The following is an 11,872-nucleotide window of genomic DNA, read 5'->3' as shown; positions in this document are numbered from 1 at the left end:
GGCGCATGCCTAATCTCTCGGCAATGTGGCTTGACCGGGAGGCAAATGCCGACGAAGTTCCGCCTGCCGTGGCAATTTCTTCTGAATTTTCCCCTGAAGTCGCAACGTTCATTCCCGACTCGCGCCGGGCGTGGCTGCGCCTTGCCGTGGCCGTGGCGATCGGCTCGCTCGGCAGCGTCGGCATGTGGTCCGTGGTGGTGGCGCTGCCGGTGGTGCAGACCGACTTCGGCGCCACCCGCGGAACGGCCTCGCTCGCCTTCACCATGGTGATGCTCGGCTTCGGCATCGGCCAGGTCGTAACCGGCAAGATCAGCGACCGCTACGGCATCGTCGCGGCGATCGGCGCCGGGATCGGCATCCTCGGCCTCGGTTATATCGGCGCGGGCTACGCGCCGTCGATCTGGGCCTTCATCCTGCTGCATTTCGCCATCGGCCTGTCGTCGGCCGCGACCTTCGGCCCGCTGATGGCGGAGGCGTCGCACTGGTTCGAGCGCTACCGGGGACTGGCGGTCGCGATCGCCGCGAGCGGCAATTATGTCGGCGGCACGGTGTGGCCGCCGCTGGTCAATTTCGGCATGCAGAGCGTCGGCTGGCGCACCACCCATATCGCGATCGGCATCTTCGCCGCGATCGCGATGACGCTCGCGCTGATGGTGCTGCGGCTGTTGATGGGCGCGGCTGTCAGGCGCAGCCATGTCAACGCGGCGCCGCCGCGGGTCGATCTGCGGCTCTCCACCAACGCGCTGACCGCGATCCTGGCGCTCGCGTCGATCTCCTGCTGCGTCGCGATGTCGATGCCGCAGGTCCACATCGTCGCCTATTGCGGCGATCTCGGCTATGGCGTGGCGCGCGGCGCCGAGATGCTGTCGCTGATGCTCGGCTTCGGCATCATCAGCCGGATCGGCTCCGGCTTCCTCGCCGACAGGATCGGCGGTATCCGCACCTTGCTGATCGGCTCGATCGCGCAGGGCTCCGCGCTGCTGTTCTATCTGTTCTTCGACAGCCTGACCTCGCTCTACGTCATCTCCGCGATGTTCGGCCTGTTCCAGGGCGGCATCGTGCCGAGCTATGCCATCATCGTGCGCGAGGCGATGCCGGCGTCGGAGGCCGCGACCCGGATCGGCATCGTGATCTTCGCCTCGGTGTTCGGCATGTCCTTTGGCGGCTGGATCTCGGGCGTGATCTTCGACGCAACCGGCTCCTATGCCGCGGCCTTCGCCAATGGCCTCGCCTGGAACCTGCTCAATGTCAGCATCATCCTGCTGCTCCTGATGCGGGCGCGGCAGCGGCTGGCGATAGCGTGATCCGGACCGGAACGGCCGCGTTAGCGCAAAGTGCGAAGCGGTTTTCCGGAAAGATCACGCTTAAATGAGGGCCTGATCAGGCGCTGCTGCGGAAGCTCACCTCTCTCGCGAGATGGGCGTCTCGGTGACTCGTTAAAGGTCGGCCGAGACCTTCAAGATCGCTTTTTCCAGCCGGCTCTTGATGGAATTCATCTTGCCGGTCAGCTGCTGCAGTTCCCGCAGATCGAGGTCGGCATAGACGAACTCGCTCAACGCTTTACGCTGCGAGGACAGCTTTGCCATCTGCTTGTTGGCGTGGTCGGTCAGGGACAGGTTCACGACCCGCGCATCCGCGGTCGAACTCTTGCGGCGCAGGAGATTCTTCTTTTCGAGTAATTTCGACTGCGTCACCACAAACGACTGATCGACACGCAACGCCCGCGAAACTGCACCAACGGGCAGGCCGATGTGGCGGTCTTCGGCATTCGCCAGCACCGTCATGATCATCCACTGAGGACCGGTGATTCCGATCATCTTGGCCCAGATGCTGCGCAACTCCTCCAGGCGGATACTGGTCGACACGATCTCCCAGGCCAACCCCTCAGCCGCGTCCTGCAGTTTGTCGGTCGATCTGCGCTCGCTCATGGCGTTCCTTAACAAAAATTCATCTTCGCTCATATCTGGTTTTTTTTGAAGCGGTGGTCTGGTGAAAATGTTCACCCAGGCGTTGCCTGAATGACACATGACGGCCGAAACATAGAATGATTAACTAATATAAGTTGAACATGCGACCGCCGGATGCATAGTTTCCCGCCGTAGATGGGGGGCATCCGCCATCTCACGCCTGCAGTGGCCGAGTTGACCACGAGCATCTTGAAAATGGCTGCGCTGCAGCGGTTTTCGAGAGGGGTACTTTTTGTCGCTTTGCCAGCAGCGCAAGGCATCACTTGGAGGATAGCATGAAGATGGTAAAGGGCCTTCTGTTGGGCTCGGTGGCGGCGCTCATCGCGAGCAGCGGCGCGCAGGCGGCCGACCTTCCGGTCAAAGCCAAGGCGGTTGAGTATGTGAAGGTTTGCTCGCTGTATGGTCCCGGGTTCTACTTCATCCCGGGCACCGATACCTGCATCAAGCTGGGCGGCTATCTGCGTGCTGACGTTCTGGCCAACACCAACTCGGACGCGTCCGGCAACACGTCGGGCGCCGGTGGCGCACAGAACCGCTTCACGAACGGCTACACCTGGCGTTCGCGTGAAGATCTGAACGTCGATACCCGCACCGCGACCGAGTACGGTGTGGTTCGCACCTATGTCGACCTGACCTTCAGCTGGACGTCGGACACTTACGGTGGGCAGGGTAACGGCGCGACCGTTTACTCGCCGATCGGAACGGCGGCGGCTCCGAACAACGCAACCTCGGGCGGCGTCGCTGCCGGCACGCTAGGCGTCTACTACGCCTTCATCCAGTTCGCCGGCTTCACGATGGGTAAGGCGGTCTCGCAGTTCTCGGCGCCGTGGACCAACTACCCGGGCAACAACTTCGACGGTCTCGTCGGCGGCGGCGGTACGGTCACCGGCGTGAACCAGTTCACCTACACCGCGCAGTTCGGCAACGGCGTGTCGCTGTCGCTGTCGGCCCAGGATCAGTCGGCCTACTACCAGGCTGGCGTGCAGAATCTCGGCGTGCTCGGTACCGGCGCTCTCGGTGCCTATGGTGCGAGCGACTATGCCGGCACGATCGCGCCGGACCTCGTCGCCGCTCTCCGCGTCGACCAGGCCTGGGGTCTGTTCCAGGCATCGTTCGCGGCCCATGACAACCACGCAGCCTACTATGGCGGCACCGAGTTGACCGGTCATCCGGACGACAAGTGGGGCTGGGCCGGTCAGTTGGCCTTGTCGATCAAGAACATCCCGACCGGGCCGGGCGACACGATCAACATCCAGGGCGTCTACACCGACGGTGCGACCCGCTACAACATCCAGGATCTGTCGATCGCTGGTGCTGTCACCTACTTCGGTGGGACCAACCTGCCCGGCGCCTATCAGAGCATCGGGTTCGGCATGGCTCCGGACAGCGTGTTCGTCAACGGCGGCCAGCAGCAGTTGATCCAGACTTGGGGTATGCGCGGTGCATTCATCCACAACTGGAATCCCAACTGGAACACCAGCGTCTACGGTGCCTACGCCGGCATTCACTACAACGATACGGCCAAGAGCGCGATTTGCGGACCGGGCGGCAACGGCGTCGGTGGTTCGTTCGGTGCTGTGTTCGGGACCGCGGGTCTGACCTCGTGCAACCCGGACTACAACATCGCGCAGATCGGCACGCAGACCCAGTGGACCCCGGTCAAGAACCTGACCTTCTCGGCAGACTTGACCTACACCCATCTGGATCAGAAGTACGCCGGCACGATCACCTATCCCGGCAGCGCCGCGATCGGCAAGCCGGCCACGGTGTACGAGCTGAAGGATCAGGACACCGTTACCCTGCTGCTCCGCGCCCAGCGCAACTGGTAATCTCCAGCTGACGTGATCTGACCTTTAAAAAAGGACCCCGACGGGCAACCGTCGGGGTTCTGTTTTTGCAATGAGGCGTTGTCGAAACGAGCCCACTGTATGATTTACTAACATTATTCAATCATATACAAACCCTCAGCGGCTTTTGCCGCCGATGTTGATGGAGAGATAACTAACCTCTTCATGAACGAACCTCCCGAACCTCCGGCAATGCCCTGCCGGAGGTTTTCGTTTGTGCGCGGTCCGATTGCGCTGTCGGCGAGTTCCAGCACGCGCGGCCGACACGGCGGTGCAAAGCCCTTTCGGTGCGCGCAGGCGCGGCGCACGTGTTCGTGAAGCCCGGGATCGAAGGCGGCCGCGAAATCGTGATCTGCCGCACGGCCAAGGCGGCAGGATCATCTGGACGGGAAGTCTTATGCCAGTTATATGACTTTATCATAGAATTGCGGGAGCGTGCTCGGCATGCCGAAGGCAAACGCACAATCAAGCCGTCACCGTAAACCTTCGACTGCCGATTTGCCGGCGGCGGTTCGCTCGACTGCCCGAACCCATCGTGTCGCGAAAGCAACGGAACTGCAGCTGCAGCGCCTCACGGGCTGTCTGCACTCCCTGGCATCGCGCCACCACGATCTGACCCAAGGCTATGCAGCGCATGTCGGCATCGCCGGCATTCAGTACACGATCCTGACCACGATCCGTTATCTCGAGACCAAAGGCGACGTCTTCCCGGTGACCGTCGCCGAGTATCTCGGCTTGGCCAGCGCGGGTGTTACGAAAGCGATCCAGCACCTGACCGAGCTTGGACTGGTCGAGAAGGCCGGGGATTTGGATGATCGCCGCCGGACCAGGCTGACCGTCACACATGGCGGCAGCATCCTTCTCGACTCGCTCGCGCCCATGCAGTCGAATGTCAACGACGTCTGGCTGGACTGCATGAATGATGAAGAATTCTCCATCTTTCTCGATCTCGTCGAGCGCTTCATCAGGTCAAGCGATCGAGCGCTGGCGATGCAAGACTATCTGGCCAGGGACAGCGACATCGTCTCGTTCTAGCGGCATGACTTGCCAGGTTGCCTTACCAGGTCACGGTCGAGTGACCGGCAACATCCCGCTGCTCGCAATTCTGTGAGCGGACTTGCGCCGGCGGCAAGCTCGCCACATGACTCGGTGCGCTTTTGCCGAGCAATTGCTCGGTAACGATTGCGGCGGCAACAATCAGCAATCAGCTATCAGGCATAAGCGCAATGCATTCCTGCGCCGCCATATCAACATTTGCCGCCGACGAATTACTTCAATTATATGAAACGCGCTCGTGTATTTTCTTGGGAGAGCGGGGTGATTGGCGTTTGCGATTTCGGCGCCAGCTTTCCGCGGCTACTGAACCGGCGGCTCGTGGATGCGAATTGGCGCATGCGAGAACGCACATCTGCAGCGGAGCAGGCCGGTCGTAGGAGGGAGCAGATTGCCACACCATTCATCCACATTGGTTACGTCAGCGCTACGGACGCGTCGAAGCGATATTGTCGGTCTGACGGCAATGTGCCCGGCACAGAGTGCCGAGATTGTGGTCACGATGCACAACATCGAGACGCGAGCTTGCTGATCTTATGTGCCGGGCGCTTTTGCTTCGCCGGTCACGTCTCGTGTATCGTTCGCGCCGCCGCTGCCTACCACAAACGCAAACTGTCGCGACCAACCGCACGCGTAGATCTCAGCTGTAGAGGCGAAATCGTTGGCTTGCCGGTAAGCAGGATCAGGGACCCTTCCGAGAAGCGAACGAGTTGATGGAATATGCATGACCACCGGGGGGCGCGCGGCGCCTCGTCAAGCGGCGTCGAGTTTGACGACAAGGGCTGGCCTTCCTGGCCGGGCCGAGAGGATTTGTCGGCGGAGTTCATCAAACTGCTGGCTGCCGCGCAGGAGGGAGGTTCGACTGTTTCCGAATGCTGGTTGACATTGAGCAGGATCGACCTTGCTTCGGAAAATTCCTGGTCCGAAGAATGGATCAGGACCGCGGAACTGAACGAGGCGAGAGCCGATCTTTCGTCATTGAACGGCAATTTGATCACCGCCCGTCACAACTGGCTGCGGGCCACGACCTACTTTCACGCCGCCGCAAGGCTTCCCGGGTGCTCCAGCAATCTTTTGAAATGCGCCGTCGACGGTATGCGGCGATGTGCAACGAATTTCCTGGAGAACAGGATGCCAGCCGGTCAGGTGCTCTCGATTCCCTGGACTGAAGATCTTTTTCTTCAAGCCTACTATTTGCCGTCGGCTTTCCGCGACAATGGGCCCGTCATCGTATGCATTGGCGAGCCGGGTTCCTACAAGGAAGAATTGATCACCAAATACGCCAGCCACGCGAACGAGCGCGGACTGTCGCTGCTGACCGTGGATCTCTTGGGTACTCAAATGGCTCTGTCGCCGGAGCGGCTCGAAGGCCAGAAGTTCGAGACTGCGATGAGCCGTATCCTGGACTATCTCGCGGAGAAGCCGGGTGTCGACAGCAGCCGGATCGCGATCGTGGCCGATGCATGGAATTCCTCTTTGGTCGCGCGAGCCGCCGCAAGCGACGCCCGATTTGCCGCGGCGGTGTGCGACGCCGGCATTTGGGACTCGCACGAGAGAAGCTTCTTTTACCAGCATGCCGCCGGCCGGGAGCAGCCTGGATGGCTTGAAGACGCCAGCTCGATGTCACGGCGGATCGATTGTCCGCTGCTTGTCACCGCGGGTGAAGGCGGCTGGCTTCTCCCCGGCGCCCTGACCGAATTCGGCAATCAATTGGACAGCATTCATCATGACGCCCGGCTGATCCTGTTTCGCTGTGCTGAAACGGCTGCCATGCAGGGACATATCGATAACCCCACATTGGCCAATGAAGTCATATTCGACTGGCTGGAAGACAGGCTCCGGCTGAGAAAGGACTTGTCCTGAGGTTTTCCAGCCTCGGGAGCAGGCCAGCAGATCACACCGCCTGGCCGGCCTTCAGCAGCGAGCAGCCGGTGATCTTCAAGCTGCCGTCCGCCTGCCGCTCCAGCGTGTAGAGCGCCTCCCACGCCTCGCCATTGGCATCGACGATATGGACGCGCTGCGCGATCCGGTCGCCGTCGCTCTGCGCCGCGCCGAACTCGAAGCTCCTGTGGCGATAGACCGGCGCGTACTGGTTCTGCACCATCGACATGAAGATGTCGGCCTGCGGAAAGATCTGCCGGATCGCGGGCGCGGCATAGGAATAGGCGGAAGCGGCATCGTCGCGGCCGAACGCCTGCTCCTGGGCGCGGATCACGTCCTGCGCGGCGCCGACGTCGTCGGCGGCAGCTGATGAGGCGAGAGCGAACAGAAGGGCGGCAATGAGGGCGATCGCGCGCATGCGGGGCTCCACAGGGCTACATGTCGGATTACCTGTGTTACGCATGACACCCCAGGCTGGTTTCCGCTGCAAGCGACAAAGGCGTCGCCTGCATCAGCGCGGCACGCCCCGCGGCGGCCTGGCCGCTAGTCCGGCGTCCCGTGCAGGCTCGGTGTCCCTGGCCGCCGCCGGCTCGCCGGAAAAATAGAACCGGTCCGCGATCGGCGAGGCGGCGACCCAGGGCAATTGCCGGCCATGGGTTGCCTTCTCCACCGCGAGCCCGACCTCGTCGAAGGTCCTGAACAGGCCATAGCCCTGATGCCGCATGGTGACGGCCAGCGCGCGCGTGTACGGGCTGTGGCCGTTGTCGCCATCGAGCGCGACGCTGCGCGGCTGGGTCGCAAACGAGATCAGCGTGCCCGCCGGCGCCTGCATCTGCGCCAGCCCGCCGGTGGCGGAGCGCACGCCGCGGTCGCGAAACGGATTGTTGCGGCAGGCATCGAGCAGCACGAGATTGATCCTGGCGCCGGACTTCTCCATCTGGTCGAGCACGCCGGCCATGGCGATGCCCTGCATGAACACGTCACCCTCGTTGGCGGGATCGGCGTCGACCGGCACCAGATAATTCAGGCCGTGGGTCTCGACGCCGTGGCCGGCATAATAGAACAGCGCCACGTCGGCGCCGGCCAGTTCGCGGCCGAAAGCCTGCAGCACATCGTCGAAGCCGGTTTTGGTCAGGTCGACCTGCGCGCCGCCGCCGACCACGAGGAAGCCGAGCGACGACAGCGTGTCCGAGATCAGCCTGGCATCGCCGGCCGGGTTCGGCAGCTTCGGCGCGCTCCGATAGGCGGAATTGCCGATCACCAGTGCGACCCGCTTCTCGGCCTGAACGGCGGTGCCGATGCACAGCACGAATGCCGCGACGATAAGGCGCGACAGGATGCCGTTTCGGCCGGACATGGTGATGCACTCCGCGGGGCGGGACGTCGGGCTGTTATGGATTGGTCTTTCCGGATCGCCTCAGGTTCGAACGAAGCTGTCGCCCACTATCGGGCGTGCACCGATCCAGATCGAGGAGCCACATCAGTTGACGCGCCGGTTGCGGTGCAGCAGCGCCTCGGCGGTCGGGCATCCGGCCCGCCGCGCTGAGGGCGCCGCGAAGGGCCGCTCGATGGTGACGATCTGGCAGCCGTGCTGCGCCGAAACGTCGGCCACGACGCTCGACACCGCGTCGTCGATCCGTGAGCCGGGCAGATGGGCGACGATCAGGTCGCTGATGCTGAGCCGCTTGCGGACGCGCAGGTCGCTGTCGACGCGGTAGCTGAAGACGGCATGGATGACGCCACGGCGATCGCGGATCGCGATCAGCCCGGTCTCGGGCGAACTGCCGCGGCTGCGCCGGCGCACGAACTGCAGCCATTGCTCCGTGGTAATACTGGCATCATGCATGAACACCAGCGGATAGGCCGCGATCGCGTGCTGATGGTCGATCGGAAGTGCTTGGAAATGCTCGTTCATCGTCGGTTTCCCCGAACACGGGCGAAATTGCTGGGGAACGGGCGGCGCAGCATTGATCTGCATCAATGACCCCGGCGGTTGATCCAGATCAAATCGCGGCTGATAGTGTCGACATCGAAACCATGCGGACCCCCGAAGCCATGAGCATCGCCGAACCACTGCAGGATTCGTGTGCCGGCACGACGCCGTGCGACTGCATGCACGGCCGCGCCACCAATGGCTGCGAGGACTGCAAGGTCAGGCTGTTCAGCGTCTGCGCTGCACTGGAGCCGTCCGAGCTCGAGGAGCTCGACCGGATCAGCCATGCCAAGCAGGTCCCGGCAAGAACGACGCTGTTCGAGCAGAGTGCGCCGGCGGGGAGCGTGTTCAACGTCACCGACGGGGTCGTGCGGCTGTACAAGTCATTGCCCGACGGCCGCCGCCAGATCGTCGGTTTCGCGCTGCCGGGCGACTTCCTCGGACTTGCGCTGCAGGACCGCTACGGCGTCACCGCGGAGGCGGTGAACCAGGTCGCCGTTTGCCGTTTCGCGCGATCGACGTTCCTCGCCTATGTCGACGGCAAGCCGCATCTGCTGCGCCGCCTGCATGAATTCGCCGGGCACGAGCTCAGCCTCGCGCAGGACCAGATGCTGCTGCTCGGGCGGCGCAGTGCCGAGGAAAAGATCGCCGCGTTCCTGCTCAACATGCAGACGCGACACGCCCGGATCGGAAGCATGTCCGTTACCGTGCCGCTGCCGATGAGCCGGCAGGACATCGCCGATTATCTCGGTCTCACCATCGAGACGGTGAGCCGCACCCTGACCCGGCTTGCGCGCGAGAAGGTGGTGCTGATCGTGCCCGATGGCGTGCGGCTGCTCGACCTCGAACGGCTCAAGCTGAGCGGCGCGAGCTGAGGCTGCGGCATCGGTTTTGATCCAGCACAAGGCGATGCGCGCGCAGGCGCGCTAGGTCTCTCCATCATCAGCAGGAGACGACCCATGCCTCTCGACACCATCCTTGTCATGATCGCCGTCACCGCGATGTTCGCCACCATTGCCATCGTCATTGCGTGGGGCGACCGCCAGACGCGCGATCTGTGACGCTGTCCGCGCTTTAGCGGATCGCGCCCTTGAATTTGTCGATGTCAGGCGAAGGGCGGGCGGGAAACAGCCGCGCGGTTGAGGAGATGTCGAGCCGGCGCCGGCACTTTGCCTCGTCGGCGCTATCCTCGGCGCCGTCCTTGCCGGTGCGTTTCTTGGCAAAAACGTCGTCCTGCCGGTTGACGATCAGCATGGCGTGGTCGCGCTCGAGCGTATCGGGGTTCTTGCGCCGCTCGTCGGAGCGAAACACGCCGGTTACGATCTTGCCCGTCATGTCGTAGTCGCAGCCCGCCTTCCAGTCGCCCTGGTCCCACTTCCATCCCGTGGCGCTCAGGGTGCCGTCGCTGTCGGCGGTGACCTTGATGACGGCGTTATAGGCGAGCCAGACGCCGGTGAGCCCATTGCGCTTGTCGTCAAAACCTTCGAGCAGCGCGAGGCGTTCGCGCTGCAATCCGTCGACATGGTCGCGGGCACCGACGGTGTCGTGCACCTGCGAGGTCTGCTTCTCCCAGGCGGGATGCAGGAATTCCGGGTACTCCTCAGTCTGGCTCTTCACCCAGTTGCGCTGGTCGTCGATCAGCGCGCGCCGCGTCGCCTCGTCGAGCCGCGGCTGCAAAGCTTTCCAGGCCCGGTTCAGGCGCTGGTCATTGTCGGCCAAATCAGGGTCGGCGCAGATTTCCTCATCGGTCGCGGTCTCCGGCCTGGTGCAGTCGAAGGTCGGGGTGACGAAAGTGGTATCGGCCTTGTCGGACGCTGCGTCCTTGCCGGCGGCAAAATAGCTGCCGGTGATCTGCCCCATGGATTCGCATGCGGCGAGGCCGCCCTCGTCGTCGCCCAGGATCGCAACGATGCGCAAGCTCTCTCCCTGGCGGCGGACCTTCAACGACGGTGGCTTTGCGGGTTCGGCGGTCTTGGCCGGGTCGGTGAGTGCGGGGCCGGACAGCCAGCCGCTCGCGGCAGGCTTGACCAGCGCGGTCAGCTTGCAGCTTCGTCGCCGGTCGCCGCCATAGTCGCCACGGAGATCGGCGGCGAGGCGATAGGCGCCGCCCTCGGCCGGCGTCAGCGTGATGTTGCCGAAGGCGTTGACCCAGTTGCCGGCGAGGCCATGCCGGCCGGTTGCCATTCCGTCGAGCGCGGCGGCGCGGCGGCGCAGCGCCTCGGCGAAACTCTCCTTCAGCTCGTCCGCATCGGCATCGGCCAAAACCTCCGCGGCGTCGATGATCATCTCGTTGAACCAGGCCTGGTCGCGCTTCAACAGCGGCTTGATGGTCGCCGGCATTTTTGCAAGCGCCGCATCGAACGCCTTGTCGATCTGCGCCACGAGCTTGTCGGTGCCGGCCTTCTTGCAGTCGGCGGTCTTGATCGTGCTGTCGCCGGTATCACCGCACAGCCTGATCGCGGTCGGCGCGTTGCTCGATGCGCGCAGATAGTCGTCCATCGCAATGGACGGGCCGGACGCCAGGATCGTGATGGCCGCGGCAATGGCCGCGAGCCGAGAGGAGCGAGGCATGGGCTACAACCTGCGAGGCCGCGGCATGCGGCCCTTGCGCCTTGGGTCGCCGGCCGCGCGCGCCCGGTTCAAAATGTCGGCGGCGTGCAGGCCGAGATCACCTCGCACGGCTTGGCGCCGATGCAGCGGAAGCGGTGCGGGCGGCGGCTTTCGAAATAATAGGCGTCGCCGGCGTTGAGCACCCGACGCTCGTCGTCGACCGTGACCTCGAGCCGGCCGGAGACCACGATACCGCCTTCCTCGCCCTCATGCACCAGCGGCACCCGGCCGGTGTCGCTGCCGGGCTCGTAGCGCTCCTTCAGGATCTGCAAGGCCCGGCCGAACAGGCTGTCGCCGATCTGGAGGTAGGAAATCGGCTTCTTGCCGATCTCGGTCAGCTCGTCGGCGCGGTAGAACGCCTTGCGCGGCCGCTCCGGCTCGATCGCGAAGAATTCGGCGAGCCCCATCGGGATGCCGTCGAGGATGCGCTTCAGCGCGCCGACCGACGGGTTCATCTGGTTGGATTCGATCAGCGAAATTGTCGAATTGGTCACGCCGGAGCGCTTGGCGAGCTCGCGCTGCGACAGCTTGTGCCGCGCGCGGATGAATCGCAGCCGCCCGCCGATGTCGACGCTCATGAC

General features: G+C 63.6%; 11 protein-coding genes. 5 read left to right on the top strand and 6 right to left on the bottom strand.

Features of this window, described 5'->3' with window-relative positions; all coding sequences use genetic code 11:
• Window positions 1-23 precede the first annotated feature (23 nt).
• Complete coding sequence (locus tag V5279_RS34420; RefSeq protein ID WP_414645967.1) at window positions 24-1,304, top strand: MFS transporter; 1,281 nt, start codon at window positions 24-26, stop codon at window positions 1,302-1,304.
• A 132-nt stretch (window positions 1,305-1,436) separates the two neighbouring features.
• Here V5279_RS34420 and V5279_RS34415 read toward each other — a convergent pair whose 3' ends face one another.
• Window positions 1,437-2,003 carry a MarR family winged helix-turn-helix transcriptional regulator gene (locus tag V5279_RS34415; RefSeq protein ID WP_338691486.1) on the bottom strand — a complete coding sequence of 189 codons (567 nt, stop codon included), beginning with the start codon at window positions 2,001-2,003 and terminating at the stop codon, window positions 1,437-1,439.
• A 239-nt stretch (window positions 2,004-2,242) separates the two neighbouring features.
• On the opposite strand from V5279_RS34415, the gene V5279_RS34410 reads away from it, so the two are divergent.
• The 3 genes from V5279_RS34410 (at window position 2,243) to V5279_RS34400 (ending at window position 6,730) form a co-directional block, all read left to right on the top strand.
• Entirely contained in the window at window positions 2,243-3,796 is a 1,554-nt protein-coding gene (locus V5279_RS34410) for a porin (RefSeq protein ID WP_338691485.1), read from the top strand.
• A gap of 462 nt (window positions 3,797-4,258) precedes the next feature.
• Entirely contained in the window at window positions 4,259-4,849 is a 591-nt protein-coding gene (locus tag V5279_RS34405) for a MarR family winged helix-turn-helix transcriptional regulator (protein ID WP_338691484.1), read from the top strand.
• A gap of 738 nt (window positions 4,850-5,587) precedes the next feature.
• Window positions 5,588-6,730, top strand: coding sequence for a dienelactone hydrolase (locus tag V5279_RS34400; RefSeq protein ID WP_338691483.1), 1,143 nt, complete (start codon window positions 5,588-5,590; stop codon window positions 6,728-6,730).
• A 31-nt stretch (window positions 6,731-6,761) separates the two neighbouring features.
• Here the strand turns inward: V5279_RS34400 and V5279_RS34395 are convergent, their stop codons facing one another.
• The 3 genes from V5279_RS34395 to V5279_RS34385 all read right to left on the bottom strand — a co-directional run bounded on the left by V5279_RS34395 (window position 6,762) and on the right by V5279_RS34385 (window position 8,663).
• Window positions 6,762-7,166, bottom strand: coding sequence for a DUF4864 domain-containing protein (locus V5279_RS34395; RefSeq protein WP_338691482.1), 405 nt, complete (start codon window positions 7,164-7,166; stop codon window positions 6,762-6,764).
• Window positions 7,167-7,259: 93 nt separating this feature from the next.
• Window positions 7,260-8,105 carry a caspase family protein gene (locus V5279_RS34390; RefSeq protein ID WP_338691481.1) on the bottom strand — a complete coding sequence of 282 codons (846 nt, stop codon included), beginning with the start codon at window positions 8,103-8,105 and terminating at the stop codon, window positions 7,260-7,262.
• Between the two features lie 123 nt (window positions 8,106-8,228).
• Window positions 8,229-8,663 (bottom strand): hypothetical protein, encoded by a 435-nt coding sequence (locus V5279_RS34385; protein ID WP_338691480.1) that lies wholly within the window; start codon window positions 8,661-8,663, stop codon window positions 8,229-8,231.
• A gap of 140 nt (window positions 8,664-8,803) precedes the next feature.
• On the opposite strand from V5279_RS34385, the gene V5279_RS34380 reads away from it, so the two are divergent.
• Window positions 8,804-9,556, top strand: a complete 753-nt coding sequence (locus tag V5279_RS34380; RefSeq protein WP_414645868.1) for a Crp/Fnr family transcriptional regulator — start codon at window positions 8,804-8,806, stop codon at window positions 9,554-9,556.
• A 199-nt stretch (window positions 9,557-9,755) separates the two neighbouring features.
• Here the strand turns inward: V5279_RS34380 and V5279_RS34375 are convergent, their stop codons facing one another.
• Together V5279_RS34375 and V5279_RS34370 are read right to left on the bottom strand one after the other, a co-directional pair.
• Window positions 9,756-11,252 (bottom strand): lysozyme inhibitor LprI family protein, encoded by a 1,497-nt coding sequence (locus V5279_RS34375; RefSeq protein WP_338691479.1) that lies wholly within the window; start codon window positions 11,250-11,252, stop codon window positions 9,756-9,758.
• 68 nt (window positions 11,253-11,320) lie between these two features.
• Window positions 11,321-11,869, bottom strand: a complete 549-nt coding sequence (locus V5279_RS34370) for a cupin domain-containing protein (protein WP_018273259.1) — start codon at window positions 11,867-11,869, stop codon at window positions 11,321-11,323.
• Window positions 11,870-11,872: the final 3 nt, after the last annotated feature.

Origin of the sequence: Bradyrhizobium sp. 26S5, assembly GCF_036923295.1 — a bacterium.
Taxonomy (GTDB): Bacteria; Pseudomonadota; Alphaproteobacteria; order Rhizobiales; family Xanthobacteraceae; genus Bradyrhizobium; species Bradyrhizobium septentrionale.
The sequence above is the reverse complement of the archived record's forward strand: the minus strand, read 5'-3'. Positions and strand labels throughout refer to the sequence as shown.

Coding starts and splice junctions, on each gene's coding strand:
- V5279_RS34420 (WP_414645967.1), top strand. CDS start 24: ATGTGGCTTGACCGGGAGGCAAATGCCGACGAAGTTCCGCCTGCCGTG.
- V5279_RS34410 (WP_338691485.1), top strand. CDS start 2,243: ATGAAGATGGTAAAGGGCCTTCTGTTGGGCTCGGTGGCGGCGCTCATC.
- V5279_RS34405 (WP_338691484.1), top strand. CDS start 4,259: ATGCCGAAGGCAAACGCACAATCAAGCCGTCACCGTAAACCTTCGACT.
- V5279_RS34400 (WP_338691483.1), top strand. CDS start 5,588: ATGCATGACCACCGGGGGGCGCGCGGCGCCTCGTCAAGCGGCGTCGAG.
- V5279_RS34395 (WP_338691482.1), bottom strand. CDS start 7,166: ATGCGCGCGATCGCCCTCATTGCCGCCCTTCTGTTCGCTCTCGCCTCA.
- V5279_RS34390 (WP_338691481.1), bottom strand. CDS start 8,105: ATGTCCGGCCGAAACGGCATCCTGTCGCGCCTTATCGTCGCGGCATTC.
- V5279_RS34385 (WP_338691480.1), bottom strand. CDS start 8,663: ATGAACGAGCATTTCCAAGCACTTCCGATCGACCATCAGCACGCGATC.
- V5279_RS34380 (WP_414645868.1), top strand. CDS start 8,804: ATGAGCATCGCCGAACCACTGCAGGATTCGTGTGCCGGCACGACGCCG.
- V5279_RS34375 (WP_338691479.1), bottom strand. CDS start 11,252: ATGCCTCGCTCCTCTCGGCTCGCGGCCATTGCCGCGGCCATCACGATC.
- V5279_RS34370 (WP_018273259.1), bottom strand. CDS start 11,869: ATGAGCGTCGACATCGGCGGGCGGCTGCGATTCATCCGCGCGCGGCAC.